Annotated in this window: 21 protein-coding genes; 7 read left to right on the top strand and 14 right to left on the bottom strand. The window is 63.9% G+C overall.

All coding sequences use genetic code 11. The features are described 5' to 3' along the window. Positions 1-200 precede the first annotated feature (200 nt). The 5 genes from NTD82_RS10620 to NTD82_RS10600 all read left to right on the top strand — a co-directional run bounded on the left by NTD82_RS10620 (position 201) and on the right by NTD82_RS10600 (position 5,032). On the top strand, positions 201-1,541 hold the full coding sequence (locus NTD82_RS10620) for a hypothetical protein (RefSeq protein WP_262128707.1): 1,341 nt from the start codon (positions 201-203) through the stop codon (positions 1,539-1,541). A 9-nt stretch (positions 1,542-1,550) separates the two neighbouring features. After that, the gene (locus NTD82_RS10615; RefSeq protein ID WP_095154248.1) at positions 1,551-2,693 is read left to right on the top strand and encodes a merozoite surface protein 3b; all 1,143 of its coding nucleotides are present in this window, start codon (positions 1,551-1,553) and stop codon (positions 2,691-2,693) included. Further along, on the top strand, positions 2,690-3,094 hold the full coding sequence (locus NTD82_RS10610; RefSeq protein ID WP_095154249.1) for a DUF6384 family protein: 405 nt from the start codon (positions 2,690-2,692) through the stop codon (positions 3,092-3,094). The genes NTD82_RS10615 and NTD82_RS10610 overlap by 4 nt, the downstream gene beginning before the upstream one ends. A 153-nt stretch (positions 3,095-3,247) precedes the next feature. Further along, positions 3,248-4,579 carry a hypothetical protein gene (locus NTD82_RS10605; RefSeq protein WP_262128706.1) on the top strand — a complete coding sequence of 444 codons (1,332 nt, stop codon included), beginning with the start codon at positions 3,248-3,250 and terminating at the stop codon, positions 4,577-4,579. A gap of 93 nt (positions 4,580-4,672) precedes the next feature. After that, the gene (locus NTD82_RS10600; RefSeq protein WP_095154251.1) at positions 4,673-5,032 is read left to right on the top strand and encodes a DUF6384 family protein; all 360 of its coding nucleotides are present in this window, start codon (positions 4,673-4,675) and stop codon (positions 5,030-5,032) included. Between the two features lie 82 nt (positions 5,033-5,114). On the opposite strand, the gene NTD82_RS10595 is transcribed toward NTD82_RS10600, so the two are convergent. Genes NTD82_RS10595 through zwf form a run of 3 tightly spaced genes read right to left on the bottom strand, consistent with a single transcriptional unit; the run spans position 5,115 to position 7,978 of the window. Beyond that, on the bottom strand, positions 5,115-5,792 hold the full coding sequence (locus tag NTD82_RS10595) for a bifunctional 4-hydroxy-2-oxoglutarate aldolase/2-dehydro-3-deoxy-phosphogluconate aldolase (protein WP_095154252.1): 678 nt from the start codon (positions 5,790-5,792) through the stop codon (positions 5,115-5,117). Between the two features lie 16 nt (positions 5,793-5,808). Next, positions 5,809-6,522 (bottom strand): 6-phosphogluconolactonase, encoded by a 714-nt coding sequence (gene pgl, locus NTD82_RS10590; RefSeq protein ID WP_262128705.1) that lies wholly within the window; start codon positions 6,520-6,522, stop codon positions 5,809-5,811. Next, positions 6,509-7,978, bottom strand: a complete 1,470-nt coding sequence (gene zwf / locus NTD82_RS10585) for a glucose-6-phosphate dehydrogenase (RefSeq protein WP_095154254.1) — start codon at positions 7,976-7,978, stop codon at positions 6,509-6,511. The genes pgl and zwf overlap by 14 nt, the downstream gene beginning before the upstream one ends. Positions 7,979-8,187: 209 nt before the next feature. Here zwf and NTD82_RS10580 point away from each other — a divergent pair, with 209 nt between their 5' ends. Further along, positions 8,188-9,048 carry a MurR/RpiR family transcriptional regulator gene (locus NTD82_RS10580; RefSeq protein ID WP_218241215.1) on the top strand — a complete coding sequence of 287 codons (861 nt, stop codon included), beginning with the start codon at positions 8,188-8,190 and terminating at the stop codon, positions 9,046-9,048. 64 nt (positions 9,049-9,112) lie between these two features. Here NTD82_RS10580 and NTD82_RS10575 read toward each other — a convergent pair whose 3' ends face one another. The 11 genes from NTD82_RS10575 to edd form a co-directional block, all read right to left on the bottom strand. Next, a complete protein-coding gene (locus NTD82_RS10575; protein ID WP_262128704.1) occupies positions 9,113-10,456 on the bottom strand; it encodes a carbohydrate porin in 1,344 nt (447 codons plus the stop codon). A 54-nt stretch (positions 10,457-10,510) separates the two neighbouring features. Further along, on the bottom strand, positions 10,511-11,665 hold the full coding sequence (locus NTD82_RS10570; protein ID WP_262128703.1) for an ABC transporter ATP-binding protein: 1,155 nt from the start codon (positions 11,663-11,665) through the stop codon (positions 10,511-10,513). Between the two features lie 3 nt (positions 11,666-11,668). Then, the gene (locus tag NTD82_RS10565) at positions 11,669-12,499 is read right to left on the bottom strand and encodes a carbohydrate ABC transporter permease (protein WP_262128702.1); all 831 of its coding nucleotides are present in this window, start codon (positions 12,497-12,499) and stop codon (positions 11,669-11,671) included. Then, positions 12,492-13,400, bottom strand: coding sequence for a carbohydrate ABC transporter permease (locus tag NTD82_RS10560; protein WP_262128701.1), 909 nt, complete (start codon positions 13,398-13,400; stop codon positions 12,492-12,494). The genes NTD82_RS10565 and NTD82_RS10560 overlap by 8 nt, the downstream gene beginning before the upstream one ends. 111 nt (positions 13,401-13,511) lie before the next feature. Then, positions 13,512-14,774 (bottom strand): ABC transporter substrate-binding protein, encoded by a 1,263-nt coding sequence (locus NTD82_RS10555; RefSeq protein WP_262128700.1) that lies wholly within the window; start codon positions 14,772-14,774, stop codon positions 13,512-13,514. Positions 14,775-14,895: 121 nt separating this feature from the next. Continuing rightward, positions 14,896-15,318: a MarR family winged helix-turn-helix transcriptional regulator gene (locus NTD82_RS10550; protein ID WP_095154261.1), complete on the bottom strand. Its 423-nt coding sequence runs from the start codon at positions 15,316-15,318 to the stop codon at positions 14,896-14,898. Beyond that, positions 15,318-16,184 carry an alpha/beta fold hydrolase gene (locus tag NTD82_RS10545; protein WP_262128699.1) on the bottom strand — a complete coding sequence of 289 codons (867 nt, stop codon included), beginning with the start codon at positions 16,182-16,184 and terminating at the stop codon, positions 15,318-15,320. Before NTD82_RS10545 ends, NTD82_RS10550 begins: the two co-directional genes overlap by 1 nt. Positions 16,185-16,322: 138 nt before the next feature. Beyond that, positions 16,323-17,741 carry an ATP-binding protein gene (locus NTD82_RS10540; RefSeq protein ID WP_262128744.1) on the bottom strand — a complete coding sequence of 473 codons (1,419 nt, stop codon included), beginning with the start codon at positions 17,739-17,741 and terminating at the stop codon, positions 16,323-16,325. Between the two features lie 19 nt (positions 17,742-17,760). After that, positions 17,761-18,471, bottom strand: coding sequence for a response regulator (locus tag NTD82_RS10535; RefSeq protein ID WP_262128698.1), 711 nt, complete (start codon positions 18,469-18,471; stop codon positions 17,761-17,763). 35 nt (positions 18,472-18,506) lie between these two features. Further along, a complete protein-coding gene (locus NTD82_RS10530) occupies positions 18,507-19,463 on the bottom strand; it encodes a glucokinase (RefSeq protein WP_095154264.1) in 957 nt (318 codons plus the stop codon). Continuing rightward, positions 19,460-21,286 carry a phosphogluconate dehydratase gene (gene edd, locus NTD82_RS10525; protein WP_110968135.1) on the bottom strand — a complete coding sequence of 609 codons (1,827 nt, stop codon included), beginning with the start codon at positions 21,284-21,286 and terminating at the stop codon, positions 19,460-19,462. Before edd ends, NTD82_RS10530 begins: the two co-directional genes overlap by 4 nt. Before the next feature lie 220 nt (positions 21,287-21,506). On the opposite strand from edd, the gene gap reads away from it, so the two are divergent. Then, the gene (gene gap / locus NTD82_RS10520; protein WP_095154266.1) at positions 21,507-22,508 is read left to right on the top strand and encodes a type I glyceraldehyde-3-phosphate dehydrogenase; all 1,002 of its coding nucleotides are present in this window, start codon (positions 21,507-21,509) and stop codon (positions 22,506-22,508) included. Positions 22,509-22,556 lie beyond the last annotated feature (48 nt).

The following is a 22,556-nucleotide window of genomic DNA, read 5'->3' as shown; positions in this document are numbered from 1 at the left end:
AAAAGCCCGCCTCTCTGGAGGCGGGCTTTTTTGTTTGAACACCAGGGGAAATGCCATTATTTTGCTTGTGCTGCTGGATATACTGCGACGACCGCGTTACCCCCTCACCGCATCGAGATCACGGACGAAATGAGTTTCCCTCCGAGCACCTCCCGATCTGCTCACGGCCTACCGCCTCAAGACTCCGGACACCCACGCCCATGACTCCCGGCTCCCTCATGGCGCTTGTCGAAGACAACGTTCGCCACTACGAAAACATCCTGACCGGACTTCAGACGACACTGTCGAAAGCCACCGCCCAAGACATGCTGCTGACCCAGGACACCATTGCCAACCTGCGCCGTATCGAAGCCGCGCCGATCGAGCACCCGGCCCTCGATCAGCAGGTGCGCCATGCGCTGCAGGAACGCCAGCAGCAGGAGTCGAAATACCGCGCGCAACTGGCAGAAGTGGAGAACGACATCACCCAACTGGTCAGCGAGTTCCGCGCGCTGGTCAACCAGCGGGAGCAGCGACTTCCGCAGTTGTGGCAGGCACACATCCTGCACCCGGACTACACCTCGCTGATGCGCCAGGGGCAAGACATCATCCAGGCGCGGCAACGCTTGCAAGACTCGCTGGCGCAGCTCATCGAAGAGCGCGACAAGAAGATGCCGGCCTACGAAACCAACCCGTTCTACGTGTACCTGCGCACCCGGCGCTATGGCACGGACGACTATTCCCGCGGGCGGCTGTTCCGCCAGTGTGATGACTGGCTGGCGAGCAAGGTCAATTACCGCGAAAACCGCCGCAACGAACTGATTCTGCGCTCCATGCCCGACAGCGTCGCAACGTTGGTGGAAGCGCACAACGCCAGGCTGCTGACGCTCGATGAGCAGAATGTGGCGAACTGGGCGAAGGCTGGCGGCGGGCTGCGTGCCGATGCCACGACGCTGCGCAGGACACTGCTGGCCAAGCAGATCATCGCCGCCAAGACGCGGGCCAATGCGGCCTACGACCAGCTTGTGCTCTTCATCGATTGCGAAGACAGCTACACCCAGGACATCGAGCGCTGGATCGACGCCCAACTGGGCAACCACAGCATCGATGACATCCTCGAAATGCTGGTGAACGAGTGCCCCGAACACAGCAACACGCTCAACCAGTACTGGAGCAAGCTTGCTGATTCGAGCAACCGGGTCGAGGGCCTGGAGGAAAACGTCGACAAGGCCCTGGAGGACTATCACCACGCCAAGGAGCTGGAATGGGGCCTGCGCACCTTGCGCGAGGAAGAAACCGACTGCGGCGAGCAGTGCACCTGCGCCTGTCACCGCGATGAGAACTTCCAGGGCCAGTGCCCCTGCGTGTACGACGACGAACGCTATTACACCTATCCGCCCGAGCTGGACTGCACCGGTCTTATCACTGGCTACATGAAACGAAACCTGGCGCTGGACGACCTGATGAGCCTGTTCAACGACCAACGGTTGTTATTCAACGATCAGGTGCCGGAGCCGGCAACAACGGCGCCCGGCGCAGCCACCGAACTCTCTTCTTCGTAAGGACACCCCATGAGCCAATACCTCGAACGTGCCGTCACCGGCCTGCGCACCATCGGCATCAACATGCCCAAGCCTGTTCAGGAAGCGCCGGTGCTGGCGTTGCTGGACAAGGTCGCGCAGTACGACAACGAGAAAGTCACCGCCATCGCCGCCGTGCTGCAGCAGTCCACCAGCTTCAACAGCATGGTCCGCGACCAGATCCAGGGCATGGACGTGTCCACCCGCTTCATGAACATCACCAACAGCTTCACCTCGATCCGCGAAGACGCCGCTGCCATGGCCTTGTGGATGGAAGACGGCCGCCTCGACACCGTGGAGCGCCTCAAGCTGACCTGGATGAACGTGCGTCGCGGCTCGATCCCCAGCCGTTTCGAAGACATCCGCAAGCATTACCTGCAGGCCTGCAAACTGGCCAATGAGCAGATCGTGCGGGAAAACGCGATTCTGGAGTCCTACATGGATTTCCGCCTGGCGATGAAGACCGCCGAGGTCAACGCCCAGGAAGTGCTGGCCGTGGCCACCGAGGCCCTGGCACAACGCAGCCGCGAACTGGACGACGCAAACACCAACGTGACAGCTGCCGGCGAACTGGCCGGGGCGGAACGCTCCGCGCTGGAACTGAAACGCGACCTGGCCGTGCGTGAACTGCAGAACGAAGACAAGCGCTACCAGATCATCAAGGACATCGCCGACGACCTGCGGGTCGGCTACAACACGGCGGAAATGGTCTTCGCCCGCATCAGCCAGGTGCATGTGGTGAAAGAGCGCCAATACCAGCGCATGGTGTCGTTCTTCTCCACCAACGAGATCGTCCTCACCAGCCTTGCGGTGTCGTTCTCGGCCAACCAGGGCATGGCGGAAGCGACGCACACCCTCAACGCCACCACCGACGGCATCAGCAAAGGCCTGGAAGCCCTCGGCAGCAACACCCAGCAGCAACTCAACGATGCACTGAAAGCCAGTTACGGTTCGACCATCCGCGTCGACTCCGTGCGCGCCCTGGCCCAAGCCACCCTGGCGTTCCAGAACGACATGAAAACCCTGACCGACACCTACCGCACCGAGTCCACCAAGGCCGCGCAGGACATCGCCAGCGCCGTCGAAGACGCCAAGCGCGCCTTTGCCGAACTGCTGACCAAGGCGGCGCAATGAGCAACGGGCGTCTTTCCGAACAGATGGGGGCCATGGCCCTCGTCGACGACCTGCGCCACCGCCGCATGGAGATCGAGGAACACCTTGATCTGGCCAAGCGCGAGGCGGAAGTCGCGGAGCGTATCCGGGCCTATTACAAGAGCCAGGGCATCGAGTGCGATGACGAACTGGTGAACGAGGGCGTGCGGGAATTCTTCCAGCATCGGCTGGTGTTCGAAGCGAAGCCCATGAACGTCAGGGAGAGGTTTTTCGGCCGGCTCATCATCAGCAATGCGTTCCGCCTGTGGCTGATTTTCATGCTGGCGTTCGCCATTCTGTTTGGGACGTCGTTCTGCAGCGGCTTCAGCCGCGGGTTTTCCAAGGCTTATCAGGAAGCTCAAACACAGACGACTCAGCACTAAACACCCGCCAACAGCGCCTTGCAGGCGACTTTTTTATGGGTGCAGCCGGAGGAATATCTCAGTATTCTGCGTTCGATGCTTGTTGCGCGGACCCACCGGGACTGAACCGGCAGCACCCCATCAAGAAAGGACACTGATGAGCACTCCTCTCGCATGACACCCGGCACCCTCCTTGCGCTGGTCGAAGACAATTCGCGCCAGCACGAACTGATTCTCAACGAACGGCGACGAGCACTTTCGAGGCTCACCATGAACGATCTGCTGATCAAGCAGGACGTCATCTGCGCGCTGAACGGACGGCCCCAGGTCCGCTTCTACCACAGCAATTCCAGCGAGCAACAGGTTCGTCAATTACTGCGCGACCGCGAACAATTGCTGGCCCGCGAGTGGCTGCGCCTGGAGCGCGCCGAGGAAGACATCCTGCCGTTGCTCACGGACTACCGGAGCGTGGTCGCCGAACGGGAAATCAAGCTGCGCGCACTCTGGCGCGAGCATCGCTTCAGCCCTGATTACATAACGCTGTTCAAAGAGCTGGAACTCTCGCGCGCCACCCACAAGCGCCTGGAAGCGGCCCTTCCGCGCCTGATCGAGGAGCGCGACAGCAAACTGCCGGCGTATGAGGCCGACCGTTTTTACAGCTACCTGCGTGAGTACACGCACAATATCGAACGGTACAAAGGCAGTTGGCTACACCAAAAGCTCGTGGCGTGGCTGATGAAAAAGATCAACTTCACCCAGAACCAACGCAATGAACTGTTGCTCAGGGAAATGCCGCGCACTGTCGAGGCAGACCGCGATGTTCAAGCCCAACGGATCGCCACGCTTGAGCAACGCCGGCAGGCGGGGTGGAGAGAAGCATTGAGCCCGGTGACAGACGACCCTTCGGCGTTCAAACGCACCCTGCTCGCCAAGCAGATCATCGCCGCCAAGTCGAAGGCGAACATTGTCCATCAAACCTTGCGCCCACTTCTCGACCTGCAGGACGAAGCCGTGCACAAGGCCGCCAGCCTGATAGTCGACCAGGCCGGGAGCTCCGACCTGGGGACCTTCATCCAGGGCCTGGTGCCCCGGGCCCCGGCCGAAGCGCAACTCTTCAACAAGCACGCGCAAGAACTGCAGGCGCTGAGCAGCGCACTGGAGGACCTGAGGCGCAGTACACGCAAGGCCGGCGAGCAATATGCCCGTGCCCGCGAACTGCAATATGCGCTGCATGGGCTGCGGATGCGCGACTTCCAGTGTCCTGCCCGGTGCGATTGTGCCTGCCACACGATGACCCCGATCGCAGGTCCCTGCGCCTGCCTGTATAGCGACGAACGCTTCGAGGACTACCCGCCGTCGCTGGACATTCCACAACTGATCTCAAGCTACATGAAACGTAATCTGGAACAGCATGACCTGATCGATCTGTTCAAGAATCGAAGCCAGCCTTTCGACGATGCCCACACATCAACCTCAGCAGGGATACGCCATGAGCCAATGCCTTGAACATGCCGTCACCGGCTTGCACACCATCGGCCTCAACATGCCCAAGTCCGTCCAGAAAGCGCCGGTGCGGACGCTGCTGACCAAGGCCGGGCAATGAGCGGCGGGCGGCTTGCCGAACAGATGGGGGCCATGGCGCTCGTCGATGACTTGCGCCACCGCCGCATGGAAATCGAGGAGCACCTCGACCTGGCCAAGCGCGAGGCGGAAGTCGCGGAGCGGATTCGGACGTATTACAAGAGCCAAGGCGTCGAATGCAATGACGAGTTGATCGAACAGGGCGTGTCGGAATACTTCAAGCAACGACTGACCTTCGAGTCGCCAACGCTGACTGCGCCCGCGAAGAAACTGGCCTTCATGATCACCAGCTCAACCTTGCACAGATGCCTGGACTGGCTAGCCCTGCTCTTTTTCATAATGTGGATGTACCACTCGCTCAAGAGCTTTTTCCGCTAAGGCGATTGCTGTGCTCCAGCCCCATAAAAAAAGGGGCGCCGACCAAGCGCCCCAAAAAGCCGTAAAACACACAACGTAATGGTTATTCGTTCAGCAGCGCCATCGCCTCGGCGCTGCACTTCTCCACTGCGGCCCAGTCGCCGTTCTTGATCCAGCCGCTGTCGAGCATCCAGGTCCCGCCCACGCACATCACGTTGGACAGGCTCATGTAGCTTTTCAGGTTGTCCGGCTTGACCCCGCCCGTCGGGCAGAAGCGCACGTCGGCGAAGGGGCCGGCATAAGCCTTGATCGCCGCAATGCCGCCGCTGATTTCCGCCGGGAACAGCTTGAAGCGCCGGTAGCCGAGGGCGTAGCCCATCATGATTTCCGAAGGCGTGCTGATGCCCGGCAGCAGCGGGATATCGCTGTCGACGCCGGCCTGGAGAATCTCCGGGGTGATGCCGGGAGTGACCACGAATTGCGCACCCGCCTCTTCGACTGCGGCGAACAGGTTGCGGTCGAGCACCGTGCCGGCGCCGATGCACAGTTCCGGGCGCTGTTCGCGCAGCAGCTTGATGGCCTTGAGGCCATGCTCGGAGCGCAAGGTCACTTCAAGGGTGCGGATACCACCGGCGGCCAAGGCGTCGGCCAGCGGCAGGATGTCTGCCTCGCGGGCGATGGTGATCACCGGCAGGATGCGCGCCTGGCCGCAGATCGCGTCGATCCGGGCGATTTTCTCGGCCATCGTGAGCAATGGCGTATGGCGTTCGAGCGTGGTCATGACAGGGATCCTTGGCTCATGGGCACCAGTAGATGTCCAGGGGGTCGTGAAGAAAGGCGCGAATCGGCATCTGCACCAGGTCGTCGTCAGCCAGCGCGGCGCGCAGCGTAGCGAGTTTGCCCTCGCCTTGCACGGACAAGGCGGTGAAACCGGCTGTGGCCAATAGTCGCCGGGTCAGGCTCAGGCGCTGGTGCGGCACGCTCGGCGCGAGCATCGGCAGGACCCGGCGCTCGCCGTCAACACGCAACCCCTCGGCCAGGTTCGGGCTGTCGGGGAACAGCGACGCGGTGTGGCCGTCATCGCCCATGCCGAGCACCAGCACGTCGATCGGCGGCAGCTCGGCCAACGCCTGGTCGGCTTCCAGCGCGGCGGCGTCGAGGTTGGCGGCGGCGCGATAGAGCCCAAGAAAACGCGCCTTCGCCACCTCACCCTGAAGCAGATGACGGCGCAGCAAGCCGGCATTGCTGTCGGCATGTTCCACCGGCACCCAGCGCTCGTCGGCGAGGCTGATCAGCACCTTCGACCAGTCCAGTTTCTCGTGCCTCAGCGCTTCGAAGAACGCCACCGGACTGCGTCCGCCGGACACCACCAGGGTCGCCCTGCCCTGCCCGGCGATGGCTGCGCGCAAGCGCTCGGCGACATCCGCCGCCAGCCGTTGCGCAAGCTGCGCCGGACTCTTGAATTCACGGGCGGTGACCGACGCCGGCCACTGCAATTCAGATATCGCCATACCACGACCTCCCATCACGGGTAATCAGCGCGACCGCCGCCATCGGCCCCCAGGTGCCCGCCGCATAAGGCTTGGGCGCATCGCCGGACTGTTTCCAGCCAGCGATCAACTGGTCGCACCATTTCCACGCATATTCGATTTCATCCTTGCGAACAAACAGGTTCTGATTGCCGCGCATCACCTCCAGCAACAGGCGCTCGTAGGCATCGGGGATGCGTGCCGTGCGCCAGGTGTCGGAGAAATTCAGTTGCAGCGGGCCGCTGCGTAATTGCATGCCCTTGTCCAGGCCCTGCTCCTTGGTCATGACCCGCAGCGAGATGCCCTCGTCCGGCTGCAGGCGGATGATCAGCTTGTTGCCGATCTGCAAACGCTGTTCCGCGGCGAAGATGTAGTGCTGCGGTTCCTTGAAGTGGATAACGATCTGCGACAGCTTCTGCGGCATGCGCTTGCCGGTGCGCAGGTAGAACGGCACCCCGGCCCAACGCCAGTTGCGGATATCGGCGCGCAGGGCGACGAAGGTCTCGGTGTCGCTGTGGGTGTTGGCGTTGTCTTCTTCCAGATAGCCGGGCACCGCTTTGTCGCCGCTGTGGCCGGCGATGTACTGACCGCGCACCACACAGGTGCCGAGGCCCTGGCCGCCGATCGGGGCCAGCGCCTTGAGCACCTTGACCTTCTCGTCGCGGATGCTGTCGGCCGACAGGTCGCTGGGTGGATCCATGGCGATCAGGCAGAGCAGTTGCAGCAAGTGGTTCTGGATCATGTCGCGCAACTGGCCGGCCTTGTCGAAGTAGCCCCAGCGGCCTTCGATGCCGACCTTCTCGGCGACGGTGATCTCCACATGGGAGATGGAATTCTGGTTCCACTGGGTTTCGAACAGGCTGTTGGCAAAGCGCAGGGCGATCAGGTTCTGCACCGTTTCCTTGCCCAGGTAGTGGTCGATCCGGTAGACGCGGTTTTCCGGGAAGAACTGCGCCACCGCATCGTTGACCCGCCGCGACGACTCCAGGTCGTGGCCGATGGGTTTTTCCAGCACCACCCGGGTGCGCTCGCTGAGACCGGCCTTGGCGAGGTTCTCGCAAATACCGCCGTAGACCGCCGCAGGCGTGGCGAAGTAGGCGATCAGCGGCGCGGCGGGATCGACCTGCTCGACCAGCGCCGGGTAGTCCTGGGCCTGCAGAAAGTCCATGTGCAGGTAGCGCAGCCGCCCCAGAAAACGCTGCAGGGCGGCGCTGTCGAGGTCGGCAGGTGCGAGGAATTCATGCAGGTGCGCTTCGATGGCCGCCAGGTGCTGCTGCGCAGTGCCGGCTTCGCGGGCCAGGGCGAGCACGCGAGTCTGGGGATGCAGCAGCTCGGCCCGGTCCAGTTGATAGAGCGCCGGGAACAGCTTGCGCAACGCCAGGTCGCCAAGGGCGCCGAACAGGGCAAAGGTGCAGGGCTCAACGCTGATCGAAGACATAATGTCGGTTCTTTTACCAAGTGGACGTAGAAATACCGTTTTCAGACGTAGGAATCAACAATCAATGTAGTAAAAACAACAACATTTGACCTGTAGGACAGATTGAAGTGGTGCAGTAACGGTGCCATCAGTACGATAAGCCATCGTTACAACAGCCACGCCCCGACCAGTGGCTGCCTCCCTGACCCAAGGAAACCCTCATGGACCGCGTGCGAAACCTGCTGGAGCAGATCCAGGGCCGTCTCGACGATTTGAACAAGGCCGAGCGTAAAGTCGCCGAAGTCATCCTGCAAAGCCCTCAGCAAGCCACCCGTTTCAGCATCGCGGCGCTGGCCCAGGCGTCCAAGGTCAGCGAGCCGACGGTCAACCGTTTCTGCCGCTCGTTCGGTGTCAGTGGCTACCCGGAACTCAAGCTGCAACTGGCGCAGAGCCTGGCCAGCGGCGCCGCCTACGTCAGCCGCGCGGTGGAGCCGAACGACGATCCGGCGTCCTACACCCAGAAGATCTTCGGCAGCGCCATCGCCTCGTTGGACACGGCCTGCCAGCAACTTGATCCAAACATCATCAGCCGCGCCGTCGACATGCTGATCCAGGCCCGCCAGATTCACTTCTTCGGCCTTGGCGCCTCGGCCCCGGTGGCGCTGGATGCGCAGCACAAATTCTTCCGTTTCAACCTCGCCGTCTCGGCCCACGCCGACGTGCTGATGCAGCGCATGCTGGCGTCGGTGGCGCACACCGGCGACGTATTCGTGATCATTTCCTACACCGGACGCACCCGCGAGCTGGTGGAAGTCGCCCGCCTGGCCCGCGACAACGGCGCCTCGGTACTGGCCCTGACCGCCGCCAACTCGCCGCTGGCCGCGGCCAGCAGCCTGAGCCTGAACATCCCGCTGCCGGAAGACACCGACATCTATATGCCGATGACCTCACGGATCATTCAGCTCACGGTGCTGGATGTGCTGGCGACCGGCATGACCTTGCGCCGCGGCGTGGATTTCCAGCCGCACCTGCGCAAGATCAAGGAAAGCCTGAATGCGAGCCGGTATCCGCTGGATGATGAGCTGGGTTGATCCTCAAGGGCCTCATTGCCGGCGATGAGGCCCCCAAGGTTTGTAGAATTACTACAACCCGGCCTCAGAACGACGACTGCACCTTCACCCCCGCCACCAGCGCGTTATCCACCTCGTCCACCGCCCCCGGGCTCTTGATGTACTGCAGGTTAGGCCGCACGGTCAGCCAGTTGGTGACGTGGAAGCCGTAATACAGCTCGGCGTTGTACTCGGTGCGTTGCAGCGGCACGAACCCCGCGTTGTCGTAGTCTTGAATACCGCTCGCCGCATTCAGCAACTCCGCCCTCTTCTTCACGTCGTCATTGACGTGGATCCGCGCCACGCCAAAGCCGATATCGTCCTTGGGCCGCGCATCGAAAGCACCTTTGTAGACCAGGCCCACCTGCTGGTAGTTGTCCACCACGTTGGTGGCCTTGTCGTGCACGGTGAGGTTGGCGAACAGGCTCAGGCCACGATCGGCGTCGCCGTTGTGGGTGGTGACCTGCTGCTGCGCCACGACCCACGCGCCATGCTTGCTGGAGTGTTGTCGGCTGGCGGCGCGGGTCAGCACTTGGGGCTGGCCGTTGATGTCTTCGAAGACGTCATCGGCCTTGGCGGTGCTGTAGTAGTAGCCCAGCCGGTATTCCCCCGGCAGGCCGTTGACCCGCGGCGACCAGACCAGCTCAACCGGCAGGATCATGCCCTTGGTGCCACTGCCGCTGAGCTTGAAGCCGTTACCCGTGTCGAGGTTGGAGGGGTTCTGTTCGTACACCCCGACCTGGGCGAAGAATTCCTCGGTGAGGTTGTATTTGACCCGCAGCGCCCACTGGCTGACCGGCCAGTTGTACCAGATGCCGCCGACCCAGTTGCCCACCTGCGAGCCGCAGAACGCCAGGTTCTGGAAGTCGCAGGGGAAGCTGTTGAAATCCTCGCCTTCGCCAAAGCGGCCGACTTTCACATCCAGCGCGCCATCGAAGTACTTCTGCTTGACCCACATCTGCGTCAGCCGCCAGGTCTGGCCGCGGCCCCAGACTTCCTGCACCGAGCTGTACTGCCCGGCACGCGGGTCGCTGATGCGGTCGTTGGACAGGTTGCGGCCACTGCGCTCGGTGATCGCCAGCTTGAACTCGGCGTCGTGCCAACCAAGGATCTTCTGCAAATCCAGTTTCACCCCGAGGGCGAACTGGTCGCTGTAGCGGGCGGTACGGTCGTGGTTGTAGCCGCCATGCAGATTGCCGGCGACCTCGCCGACGTAGTCGAGGCTGAAGTCGTAACCCTTTTCCAGCAACGCGGTGCGGCTGCCGTCCCAGTCGCCGCTCATCCATTTCGATGACGGGTCGAAGGCCGCGGCGGCCTGCGCCCCGCTACTGGCGAGGGCCACCAGTAACGCCAGCGGGCTCAATGACAGACTGCGCTTGAAGTACTCCATCCGTTATTTCCTCGTTTCTTGTTATCGATGGTGATCACGCGTTGTTGCCAACGTTCAACGGCCCTTGAACTGCGCCACGTTGCCAGTGGCATTGCGCGAGCTGCCGACCGCCCCGAGGCGTTCGCCGCTGACTGCGTCGAACAGCAGCACCCGGGCCGGATCGAATTGCAGGTTCAGGCTGTCGCCCACCTGCGCCGGCATGTCTGGTGACAGTCGGCAGCAGACCTTGGTCTGGTTGAGGGTGACGAACACCAGCAGGTCCGGCCCGGTGGGCTCGGTGATCTGCACCTCGGCGCGAATGGTCGGCAGGCCGTTGGCTGTGGTGGGCGCGAGACTGATCTGTTCCGGGCGGATACCGAGGATCACATCGCGCTCTTCCAGCCCCGCCTCGCTGATACCCAATGGCAGCTCGCAGCGGGCCTGGCCGCTGTCGAGCAGCGCCAGCAGGCGACCTTCCCGACGTTGCAGGCGCAACGGAATGAAGTTCATCGGCGGCGAACCGATGAAGCTGGCGACGAACAGGTTGGCCGGATCGTTGTAGATCTGTTGCGGCGTACCGAACTGCTGGATCACGCCGTCCTTCATCACCGCCACCTTGTCGCCCAGGGTCATGGCCTCGATCTGGTCATGGGTGACGTAGACCGTGGTGGTTTTCAGGCGTTGGTGCATCAGCTTGATTTCGGTGCGCATCTCCACCCGCAGCTTGGCGTCGAGGTTGGACAGCGGCTCATCGAACAGGTAGATCCGCGGCCGCCGCGCCAGCGCCCGGCCCATCGCCACGCGCTGCTGCTGGCCGCCGGACAACTGGCCGGGCTTGCGCGCCAGCAGGTGCTCGATCTGCAACAGCCGCGACACCCGCGCCACCTCTTCATCGATGGCCGCCGCCGGCATTTTGCGGATCTTCAAACCGAAGGCGATGTTGTCGCGCACGCTCATGGTCGGGTACAGCGCGTATGACTGAAACACCATGGCGATATCGCGGTCCTTGGGGCTCATGCCGCTGATGTCGGCGTCGTCCACCAGGATCGCCCCGCCGCTGATCTGTTCCAGCCCGGCGATGCAGTTCATCAGGGTCGATTTGCCGCAGCCGGACGGCCCGACGAGGATCAGGAATTCACCGGAGTCGATCTTCAGTTCGATGTCTTTCAAGGTATCCGGCAGACCGCTGCCGTAGGTCTTGTTGACGTTGCGCAGTTCAAGCGTTGCCATGTTTCACCCCTTGACCGCGCCGGCGGTGAGCCCGCGCAGAAAGTATTTGCCCGCCAGCACATAGACCAGCAGGGTCGGTAGTCCGGCGATCATCGCCGCCGCCATGTCGACGTTGTATTCCTTGACCCCGGTGCTGGTGTTCACCAGGTTGTTCAGGGCCACGGTGATGGGCTGGGCATCGCCGCTGGCGAACACCACGCCGAAGAGAAAGTCGTTCCAGATCTGGGTGAACTGCCAGATCAGGCAGACCATGATGATCGGCACCGACATCGGCAGCAGGATCCTCCCGAAAATCGTGAAGAAGCCCGCGCCGTCGAGCCGCGCGGCACTGACCAGGGCGCCCGGAATGCTGCAGTAGTAGTTGCGGAAAAACAGCGTGGTGAAGGCCAGGCCGTAGACGATGTGCACCAGCACCAGGCCGGTGGTGGTGCTGGCCAGGCCCAGCTTGCCGAGGGTGAACGAGGCCGGCAGCAGCACGGTCTGGAACGGCAGGAAGCAGCCGAACAACAGCAGGCCGAAGAACAGTTGCGAACCACGGAAGCGCCACATCGACAGTACATAGCCGTTGAGCGCGCCGACCAGGGTCGAGATCAGCACGGCCGGCACGGTGATCTTCACCGAGTTCCAGAAGTAGCCGCCCACCGTGTCCCAGGCCTTGATCCAGCCGATGCCGGTGACCACTTCCGGCCAACTGAGCAGGTTGCCGGTGCGGATATCGTCCGGGGTCTTGAAGCTGGTCAGCAGCATCACCAACAGCGGGATCAGGTACACCGCGCAAGCCAGCAACAGGGTGGCGTAGATGGCCAGGCGACTCAGGCGCAACGAGCTAGTCATGGCGTTTGCCCCGCAGTTCCGAATACAGGTACGGCACCAGGATCGAGAGGATCGCGCCCAGCATCAGGATCGCGCTGGCCGAGCCCATGCCCATCTGCCCGCGGCTGAAGGTAAAGGCGTACATGAACATCGCCGGCAGGTCCGAGGCATAGCCGGGCCCGCCGGCCGTCATCGCCGCGACCAGGTCGAAGCTCTTGATCGCGATGTGCGAGAGGATCATCAGCGCACTGAAAAATACCGGGCGCAGGCTCGGCAGGACGATGCGCAGGTAGATGCGCGGCAGGCTCGCGCCGTCGACCTGGGCGGCGCGGATGATCGACGGATCGACGCCGCGCAGCCCGGCGAGAAACAGCGCCATGACAAAGCCCGACGCCTGCCAGACGGCCGCGATCACCAGGCAGTAGACGACCCGGTCGGGGTCCACCAGCCAGTCGAGGCGAACGCCCTCCCAGCCCCAATCGCGCAGCAGTTTGTCGAGGCCCAGGCCGGGATTGAGCAGCCATTTCCAGGCGGTGCCGGTGACGATCATCGACAGCGCCATGGGGTACAGATAAACCGTGCGGATAAAGCCTTCGCGGCGGATGCGCTGATCCAGCAGCACCGCCAGCAGCACCCCGACCACCAGGCTGATGCTGATGAACAGGCCGCCGAACAGCAGCAGGTTCTTGCTCGCCACCCACCAGCGGTCGTTGTCCATCAGCCGCGCGTACTGGGCCAGCCCGACCCACTTGTAGCTGGGCATGAAACTGGAGTTGGTGAAGGACAGGACGAAGGTCCAGAGGATGTAGCCGTAGAAGCCCACCAGCACGATCAACATGCTGGGAGCCAGGACCAGTTTCGGCAGCCAGCGCTGGAGGGCGTCCAGGGGGGAGGCTCGCCGTAGGGCGATTGCAGTGTTCATGATTAAGTCCCGATGGATGAGGCCGCGCTACGGCTCTTCGCGACGGTTCGGCGTCCCGACAAGCTCGCTCCTACAGGGTTTGTAGGAGCGAGCTTGCTCGCGATGGGCCACCTAACGGGCCGCTTTGATCGCCGTGCTCAGTTGCTTCACCGCCGTCGCCGGCTCGGCAGCGGGGTCATTGAGGAAGTTGGTGACGACATCGAAGATCGCCCCCTGCACCGCCAGGCTGGTGGCCATGTTGTGCGCCATGCTCGGTTGCAGGCCATCACCCTTGGCCGCGTCCTTGAAGTCCGCCGCGGACTTCTGGGTGCAGGCGTCGAACTGACTCATGTCCATGTCCTGGCGCACCGGCAGCGAGCCTTTGTTCTGGTTGAACACGGTCTGGAATTCAGGCTCCAGGGCGACCTTGGCCAGGTCGTTCTGGGCCTTGATGTCGTTGTCGTTCTTCAGCTTGAACATCGCCAGCGAGTCGATGTTGTAGGCGAAGCTGCCCTGCGTGCCGGGGAACGGCACGCACTGGTAATCCTTGCCCGCAACCTTGCCGGCGGCGGTCCATTCGCTCTTGGCCCAGTCGCCCATGATCTGCATGCCGGCCTTGCCGCTGATCACTTCGGCAGCAGCGATATTCCAGTCGCGCCCGGCGCGGTTCGGGTCCATGTAGGTGCCGAGCCGCTTGAGGGTGCCGAAGACCTCGACCATCTGCGCGCCGGTCAGGGTCTTCTCATCCAGATCAACGAAGGCCGCGTGATACGTCTTCGGACCGAGGATGCTCAGCGCCACATCCTCGAACACCGTGCTGTCCTGCCACGGCTGGCCACCGTGGGCCAGGGGGATGAAGCCGGCGGCCTTGAGTTTGTCGGCGGCGGCAAATAGTTCGTCGAGGGTGGTCGGCACCTTGGCCCCGGCCTTGTCGAAAACCTGCGGGTTGATCCACAGCCAGTTGACCCGGTGGATGTTCACCGGCACTGCAACGTAGTGACCGTCGTACTTCATGATCTCGGCGACTTTCGGCGGCAGCAGGCTGTCCCATTTGTTGGCCACGGCCACGTCGTCCAGCTCGGTGAGCAGGCCCAGCGCGCCCCACTCCTGGATGTCCGGGCCCTTGATCTGCGCGGCGGCGGGTGGGTTGCCGGAGATGGCGCGGGTCTTGAGCACGGTCATGGCCGCGGCACCGCCGCCGCCCGCGACGGCGTTGTCCTTCCAGATGAAACCGTCTTTCTTCACCTGTTCCTTCAGGGTTTCCACCGCCTTGGCTTCGCCGCCCGAGGTCCACCAATGCAGCACTTCCACGGTGCCGGGATCATCGGCCAGGGCGCTGAGCGGGAACAGGGAGGCGAGGGAAACGACAGCGGCGAGGCGGGTTAGCGCATTCATCGGCAAAGACCTTTTCTTGTTGTTATGGCCGGCACAGTGGCGGGCGTTTGTCTGGAGTCTAATCAGACTGCCGCGCCGCGACGTAACGAAGGGACGCGCAAATGTCACCAGCCGGTGACATTCAGCCGAAACGCTCGCTCACCGCCGCCAGCCAGCGCGACACCACTTGCATTTCCGCGTCGCTGAAACCCTCGGTCAGATTGTGGTTCAGCGGCGCCAGCTCGCCCTGGGCGGTCAGCGCCACGTCACGACCATGCGCCGTCAGCCAGAGCCGGTTGATGCGTTTGTCCTGCTCATCGACCCGGCGTTCCAGCAGGCCCGCGCGCAGCATGCGATCGGCCAGCCCGGTCATCGCCGACGGCGCGATATCCAATTGGCTGGCCAGCTCCGTGCTCAAGGCGCCGTCCTGGCGCAGCAGGGCGAACAGCGCGCCGGCCTGCACCACGCTGATCCCGGCGCGGCTTTCCGCGCGCTGCTCAAGGTGCCGGCGCAAGCGCTTCTGCGCGGTGTTGAGCAGGTACATGTAACGACGATCGAATGTCATCAGCCGCGCACCTCGAGGCGTTGCGCCAACCACTGGCTGACCACCGGCCACAGCGTGCTGGCGTGACGGTCGCGGAAAAACCCGAGGTGACCGATGGCCTGGCCGTTGCTGTCCGCCGGACCGTACTGACGGCGCTCGACGGTGCAATCGGTGAGGTGGCTGCTCATCAGGTCGATGGCTTCGGCCGGCGCCCACGGATCATCTTCGAAGCCGATCGACAGCACCGGCATCCTGGGCCTGCGGAAACGCGCGACGGCGTTCATCGTCGGGTCATCGAAAAAGTAATTGGGCAGTGAGGTCCAGCGGCTCCATTCCAGCATCACCTTGGCCGGCAGGTCTTCGCCGATGCCCAGTTTGCGACCCGGCACATAACCGAGCACCCGCGCGCAGAACGGGCCGATCAGCTTGAGCAAGGCGGTCACCCGCAGACGCTCGGTGGTGGGCCGGATGAAGCGCAGGCAACCGGCCTGCGAGGTGATCATCACCGCGCCGCTAAGCAGCCGGCTGCTCTCGCACAAGCCGAACGCGTGACCGCCGAAACTGTGCCCGACGGCCAGCAGCGGCAGGTCGGGAAATTCCCGCGCCGCCCAGTGGGTCACGGCCTCGACGTCGAGGTCGGCCCAGGTGCTGAACCCGGCATCGACCGCCTTGGCCGGCGTGCCGCCTTGCACGCCGCGGTAGTTGTAGGTCAGGGCCAGGAAGCCCTGTTCGGCGAGGTAGCTGGCGAACGCCGCGTACATGCGCTCGGTGACGCCGGTGGCGGGATTGAGCAGCACCAGCGCCTTGGCGGTATTGGGATCGCCGAACAGCGTGGCGCGGAGGATAAGGCCGTCGGAACAGGTGATCGCGTGGGAGGTTTTGGTCATGGCGGAGCCGGGAGGGGATGAGTGCAAAGCTATTATTTAACATGCGAAATAATGACTGACGAGTCGCTGATATTTCTCGGGTCACCTGCTGGTTTTCAGGGCCTCATCGCTGGCAAGCCAGCGATAAGGCCCTAAAGATCACCCCAAATACCGGGGCAAACTCAACGTCACCCGCAACCCACCCTCCCGCAAATTACGCAGGCTCACCTCGCCCCCATGGCTATGGGCGATATTCCGCGCAATCCCCAATCCCAACCCATACCCCTGCTGCTGCCCGGCCAGGCGGAAATGCGGTTCGAACACCTGCTCCAACTGCTGCGCCGGCACCCCCGGTCCTTCGTCATCGACCTGAAGCACGAAGCTGTGAGCGCTGTCGATGATCCGCAGGTGAGCGCGCTCGCCATACTTCAGCGCGTTGTCGATCAGGTTGCCGATACAGCGCCGCAACGCCAGCGGTTTGCCGGGGTACGGCGCCTCCACCCGGCCCTGCACCGTGACCCGCCCACTGGCCAGGTACGGTTCGACCAGGCATTCCAGCATCAGATCGAGGTCAATCGGCTCGATGTTTTCGTGGATATCGGTGTCTTTCACACATTGCAGGGCGCCCTTGACCAGCATCTCCAGCTCGTCGAGGTCCCGCCCGAACTTGGCCTGCACCGCCTCGTCTTCCAGCAGCTCGACGCGCAGGCGCAAGCGGGTGATGGGGGTGCGCAGGTCATGGGAAATCGCGCTGAACAGTTGGCTGCGCTCAGTGAGGTAACGGCTGATGCGCTCGCGCATGGCGTTGAAGGCCCGCGCCACTTCCACCACTTCGCTGCCGCCGCCCTCCACCACCGGCTCGACCTCGGCGCCCAGTGACATCTCCCGCGCGGCCAGCGCCAGGCGCTTGAGCGGGCGGCTCTGCCAGTGCACCAGCAGGCCGATGAACAGCAGCAGGAAGAAACTGGTCAGGGCGATGAACCACACCTGCTGGCGCGGCAGGCCTTCGTCTTCGAGGCTGGTGTAGGGCTCGGGCAGCAGCGAGGCGATGTACAGCCATTCGCCCTCCGCCAGGCGGATCTGGGTCACCAGCACCGGCGGATCGACCGGCTCCAGGGTCAGCGCGTAATGCGCCCAGGAACGCGGCAGTTCGTCCAGTTTCAGGCCGCTGTTGAAGATGCGCAGGTCCTGCGGGCTGACGAATTCGACGGAGATCTGCATCGCTTCGCCCAAACGCTGGCGCAGCACCTCGTCCACCGCTGTCACCACCGCTTGTTTGCGCGGCGTCGAGGGCAGCACGCGCATGTCCAGCGGCCGGTCATTGAGGGAAACGAAGAAGCGTGTGCCGCCCATGCTGCGCAACTGGTCGAGCACCAGCGGGCGGTACGCCAACGGCAGCGAGCGAAAGTAGCTGACGCTGGCGCTCATCGAATGGGCCAGGCTGTGGGCGCTGGCCACCAGGCCTTCGCGCTGGCTGGCGCGCAGTTGCGAGAGCCAGATGAAACTCGACAGCCCTTGGGCCACCAGCACCACCAGCAGGGTCAGCAGCAGCATCCGCCCCAGCAGCGAACGCGGCAGCGACAGCCGCCCGCGACCCTCAGTGCGAGGGCGCAACGCTGGCCGCCAGCAGGTAGCCGCTGCCGCGCACGGTGCGGATCAGCCGCGGCGGTTTGTCGGTGTCACGCAGGCGCTGGCGCAGGCGGCTGACCGCCATGTCGATGATCCGGTCCAGCGGCATCGGCTCGCGGCCTCGAGTGGCGTTGCCGATGGTGTCGCGGTCGAGGATCTGCTGCGGGTGATCGAGAAACAGTTTGAGCAAGGCGAAGTCGGCGCCGGACAGAATCACTTCCTCGCCGTCGCGGTGGAACAGGCGGTGGCTGACCGTGTCCAGGCGCCACTCATCGAAGACCAGCACCTCGCCCCCCGGCGCCTGGAAGCCGGCGCGGCGCAACAGCGCCTTGATCCGCGCCAGCAACTCGCGCGGGCTGAACGGTTTGCCGAGGTAGTCGTCGGCGCCCAGTTCCAGGCCGATGATGCGGTCGGCTTCGTCGGAGCTGGCGGTCAGCATGATGATCGGCACCTGGGCCTGACGCGGGTGCTGGCGCACCCAGCGGCACAGGCTGAAACCGTCTTCGTCGGGCAGCATAACGTCGAGGATCACCAGGTCGCAGGCGCCGGCATCCAGCGCCTGGCGAAAGCCCGCGCCATCGGCGACGGCCTGTACCTGGAAGCCGCTGCGGCTCAGGTAGGTCTGCAGCAATTCACGGATTTCCTGGTCGTCGTCGACCAGCAGAATCGACTTGCTCACAACGGCGGGTCCTTGTCTGTCGATGCGCAATGACCCTAGCCCAGCGCCTGCTGCAAAGCCACCCCGGCGCCCAGCAGCCCGGAAAACTCCGCGGTCACCAGCCACACCGGCACGCCCTTGAAGTAGCCGCTCATGCAGCCTTTGTCAGCGAAGCTTTCGGCAAAACCGCTGCGCAGGAACAGCCCGGCGAAACGCGGGATCACGCCGCCGACGATGTACACGCCAGCGCGACCGCCGAGGGTCAGCACATTGTTGCCGGCGACCCGGCCCAGGAAGCGGCTGAACTGTTCGATCACCGCCAGTGCCAGCGGCTCGCCCGCCAGCGCGGCGTCGGTGATGGCGGCGGGTGTGGTCAGCGTCGGCGTGTGGCCGTCGAGGGTGCAGATGGCCTGGTACAAGCGCAGCAAGCCGCCGCCGCTGAGTACGGTTTCGGCGCTGACGTGGCCGGTCTGTTCGGCAATGACTTCGCGGATCGCCGCCTCCCGTGCGTTGCCCACCGGCAGGTCGACATGCCCGCCCTCGCCCGGCATCGCCAGCCAGCGCCCCTCTTCGAGGCGCAGCAGGCTGCCGACACCGAGGCCGGTGCCCGGACCGATGATCAGCGCCGGGCGCGTCAGGTCCGCCTCGCCTTCACAGACCGTGGTGCGCTCGTTGTCGCGCAGCCGGGTCATGCCCAGGGCCATGGCCGAGAAATCATTGATCAGCAGCAGATGCGGCACCTGCAACGTCGCGCAAAACGCCTCGCGGCTCAGGCGCCAGTGGCTGTTGGTGAAACGGAATTCGTCGCCGGACACCGGCCCGGCCACCGCAAGACACACGGCATCCAGCTCACCACGGGCAATGCCCTGTTCGGCCAGGTACACGCCGATGGCCTGTTCGGGGCTGGTGTAGTCCGCCGTCGCAAAGACCCGCACGGCGTGCAGGGCATCGTCGCGCCACAGGGCGAAACGGGCATTGGTACCGCCGATATCACCGACCAGCGCGACCTTCATTTGCAACCCTCCAGTGCCGAGGTGAAGGCGCTGGCGCCCTTCTCCGCCGGGCTCAGTGCCTGACGCAGGAAACCGAACAGTTCGCGGCCGCAGCCCAGGTCATTGCCCAGCGGTGCCGCCGGCAGTTCGCGGCTGGCCAGTTCTTCTTCCGAGACCCGCACGAGCAACGTGCCGCTGTTGCCATCGACGCGCACGATATCGCCGTCGCGCACCCGCGCCAGCGGCCCGCCGTCATAGGCTTCGGGGCAGACGTGAATGGCTGCGGGGATCTTGCCCGAGGCGCCGGACATGCGCCCGTCGGTGACCAGCGCGACCTTGAAACCACGGTCCTGGAGCACCCCGAGGAACGGCGTCATCTTGTGCAGTTCGGGCATGCCGTTGCAGCGCGGGCCCTGGAAACGCACCACGGCGACAAAGTCCCGCTCCAGCTCACCGGCCTTGAAGGCGTCGGCCAATTCCTGCTGGTCGTGGAACACCCGCGCCGGCGCTTCCACCACTTGGTGCTCGGCGGCCACTGCGGAAACTTTCATCACCCCGCGGCCGATATTGCCTTCCATCACCCGCAAGCCGCCTTCCGGCGAAAACGGCCGCGCCACCGGACGCAGGATCGATTCGTCGAGGCTCTGCGCCGGCCCCTCGCGCCAGACCAGGCGCTCGCCGTCGAGAAACGGCTCCTGGGTGTAGCGGCGCAGGCCGTGGCCGGCGATGGTGTTGACGTCTTCGTGAAGCAGCCCGGCGTCGAGCAGTTCGCGGATCAGGAAGGACATGCCGCCCGCGGCCTGGAAGTGATTGATATCGGCCTTGCCGTTGGGATAGACGTGGCACAGGGTCGGCACCACCTCGGACAGCTCGGCCATGTCCTGCCAGGTCAACTGGATGCCAGCGGCCTGGGCAATGGCCGGGATGTGCAGGGTGTGGTTGGTGGAACCGCCGGTGGCGTGCAGCGCGACGACCGAGTTGACCAGCACCTTCTCGTCGACGATCTCGCCCAGCGGCGTGAACGCGCCGTTGGCCTTGGTCAGGCGGGTGACCTGCTGCGCGGCCTCGACGGTCAGGGCATCGCGCAGCGGCGTGTACGGATTGACGAAGGACGCGCCCGGCAAGTGCAGGCCCATCACTTCCATCAGCAACTGGTTGGTATTGGCGGTGCCGTAGAAGGTGCAGGTGCCGGGGCTGTGATAGGACTTCATCTCCGATTCGAGCAACTGCTCGCGGGTGGCCTTGCCCTCGGCGTAGCGCTGGCGCACTTCGGCTTTTTCCTTGTTGGAAATCCCCGAAGGCATTGGCCCACCGGGGACGAACAGCATCGGCAGATGGCCGAAACGCAGCGCACCCATCAGCAGGCCGGGGACGATCTTGTCGCAGATCCCCAACAACAGCGCCGCATCGAACAGGTTGTGCGACAGCGCGATGGCGGTGGACATGGCGATCACTTCGCGGCTGGCGATGCCCAGTTCCATGCCCGGCTCGCCCTGGGTGACGCCGTCGCACATGGCCGGCACCCCGCCGGCGAACTGACCCACCGAGCCGACGTCGCGCAGGGCGCGCTTGATCTGCTCGGGGTAGTGCTCGTAGGGCTGGTGCGCGGACAACAGGTCGTTGTAGGCGGAAATGATGGCGACGTTGGCGGCGTTGGTCAGGCGCAGGCTCTGCTTGTCCTCGGTGCCGCAGCCGGCCACGCCGTGGGCGAAGTTGGCGCATTGCAGGCGGGCACGCATCGGGCCATCGCTGGCCGCGCCACGAATCAGTTGCAGGTAGCGTTCTCGGGTGGGACGACTACGGGCGATCAACCGTTCGGTGACCTCAAGGATGCGCGGATGCATGAACTGGACTCCAGGCTAAACGGTGGTTGCAAACACTGCGGCGGTTTCCCTTCCAAACGATTGCGGCCTAGGCTCAAGAAGAGGGGGCAATCAAGGTATCCACCGATCATAGGTAGTATTTAAAACAAAATATTGCCGACACTGCAGCTTGTTTTCTGGCTGTTACTGAATAATCTAGTTATTCAAACAACAAAAATCAGCGCGACGCATGAGGTGTCCCATGACCATCCGGATCGCAATCAATGGCTTTGGCCGTATCGGCCGCAACCTGCTCCGCGCACTCTATACCCAAGGCTACCGCCAGGGCCTGCAAGTCGTCGCCATCAACGACCTCGGCGACAGCGCCATCAACGCCCACCTGCTCCAGTACGACAGCGTCCACGGCCACTTTGCTGGCACCGTGGAATTCGATCAGGAGAGCCTCACGGTCAATGGCGACCGGATCGCCGTCAGCGCCATCCGCAACCCGGCGGAGTTGCCGTGGAAAGCCGAGGCCGTCGATGTGGTGTTCGAATGCACCGGGCTGTTCACCGACCGCGCCAAGGCGGCCGGCCATCTTGCCGCCGGGGCGCGCAAGGTGATCATCTCGGCGCCGGCCAAGGGCGCGGATGCCACTGTAGTCTATGGCGTCAACCACGACATCCTGCGCGCCTCGCACCAGATCATCTCCAACGCCTCCTGCACCACCAACTGCCTGGCCCCGGTGGCCCAGGTGCTGCACCGCGAACTGGGCATCGAGCAAGGGCTGATGACCACCATCCACGCCTACACCAACGACCAGAGCCTGACCGACGGCTACCACAGCGACCCGTTCCGCGCCCGCGCCGCGACCCAGTCGATGATCCCGAGCAAGACCGGCGCCGCCGAAGCGGTGGGCCTGGTGTTGCCGGAACTGGCCGGCAAACTGACCGGCATGGCGGTGCGGGTGCCGGTGATCAACGTGTCGCTGGTGGACCTGACCGTCACCCTCGCCCGCGAAACCACCGCCGAGGAGGTCAACGCGCTGTTCAAGGAAGCCAGCCGCAACTCACCGATCCTCGGCTACAACGACCTGCCGCTGGTGTCGTGCGACTTCAACCACAACCCGCTGTCGTCCATCTTCGACGCCAACCACACCAAGGCCAGCGGCAAACTGCTCAAGGTGATGGCGTGGTACGACAACGAGTGGGGCTTTTCCAACCGGATGCTGGATAACTGCCTGGCGCTGTGGAGCGCGCGGTAGACGGGGCTTTGCGGGTGTCAGCCGGGGAATTTTCATACGACGACTGAC

Origin of the sequence: Pseudomonas sp. 5P_5.1_Bac1, assembly GCF_025466015.1 — a bacterium.
Classification (GTDB): domain Bacteria; phylum Pseudomonadota; class Gammaproteobacteria; order Pseudomonadales; family Pseudomonadaceae; genus Aquipseudomonas.
This window is presented reverse-complemented; position numbering and strand designations above follow the sequence as displayed.

Excerpts from the sequence above, each read along its gene's own strand:
- NTD82_RS10620 (WP_262128707.1), top strand. The coding sequence starts at position 201 with ATGACTCCCGGCTCCCTCATGGCGCTTGTCGAAGACAACGTTCGCCAC.
- NTD82_RS10615 (WP_095154248.1), top strand. The coding sequence starts at position 1,551 with ATGAGCCAATACCTCGAACGTGCCGTCACCGGCCTGCGCACCATCGGC.
- NTD82_RS10610 (WP_095154249.1), top strand. The coding sequence starts at position 2,690 with ATGAGCAACGGGCGTCTTTCCGAACAGATGGGGGCCATGGCCCTCGTC.
- NTD82_RS10605 (WP_262128706.1), top strand. The coding sequence starts at position 3,248 with ATGACACCCGGCACCCTCCTTGCGCTGGTCGAAGACAATTCGCGCCAG.
- NTD82_RS10600 (WP_095154251.1), top strand. The coding sequence starts at position 4,673 with ATGAGCGGCGGGCGGCTTGCCGAACAGATGGGGGCCATGGCGCTCGTC.
- NTD82_RS10595 (WP_095154252.1), bottom strand. The coding sequence starts at position 5,792 with ATGACCACGCTCGAACGCCATACGCCATTGCTCACGATGGCCGAGAAA.
- pgl (WP_262128705.1), bottom strand. The coding sequence starts at position 6,522 with ATGGCGATATCTGAATTGCAGTGGCCGGCGTCGGTCACCGCCCGTGAA.
- zwf (WP_095154254.1), bottom strand. The coding sequence starts at position 7,978 with ATGTCTTCGATCAGCGTTGAGCCCTGCACCTTTGCCCTGTTCGGCGCC.
- NTD82_RS10575 (WP_262128704.1), bottom strand. The coding sequence starts at position 10,456 with ATGGAGTACTTCAAGCGCAGTCTGTCATTGAGCCCGCTGGCGTTACTG.
- NTD82_RS10570 (WP_262128703.1), bottom strand. The coding sequence starts at position 11,665 with ATGGCAACGCTTGAACTGCGCAACGTCAACAAGACCTACGGCAGCGGT.
- NTD82_RS10565 (WP_262128702.1), bottom strand. The coding sequence starts at position 12,499 with ATGACTAGCTCGTTGCGCCTGAGTCGCCTGGCCATCTACGCCACCCTG.
- NTD82_RS10560 (WP_262128701.1), bottom strand. The coding sequence starts at position 13,400 with ATGAACACTGCAATCGCCCTACGGCGAGCCTCCCCCCTGGACGCCCTC.
- NTD82_RS10555 (WP_262128700.1), bottom strand. The coding sequence starts at position 14,774 with ATGAATGCGCTAACCCGCCTCGCCGCTGTCGTTTCCCTCGCCTCCCTG.
- NTD82_RS10550 (WP_095154261.1), bottom strand. The coding sequence starts at position 15,318 with ATGACATTCGATCGTCGTTACATGTACCTGCTCAACACCGCGCAGAAG.
- NTD82_RS10545 (WP_262128699.1), bottom strand. The coding sequence starts at position 16,184 with ATGACCAAAACCTCCCACGCGATCACCTGTTCCGACGGCCTTATCCTC.
- NTD82_RS10530 (WP_095154264.1), bottom strand. The coding sequence starts at position 19,463 with ATGAAGGTCGCGCTGGTCGGTGATATCGGCGGTACCAATGCCCGTTTC.
- edd (WP_110968135.1), bottom strand. The coding sequence starts at position 21,286 with ATGCATCCGCGCATCCTTGAGGTCACCGAACGGTTGATCGCCCGTAGT.
- gap (WP_095154266.1), top strand. The coding sequence starts at position 21,507 with ATGACCATCCGGATCGCAATCAATGGCTTTGGCCGTATCGGCCGCAAC.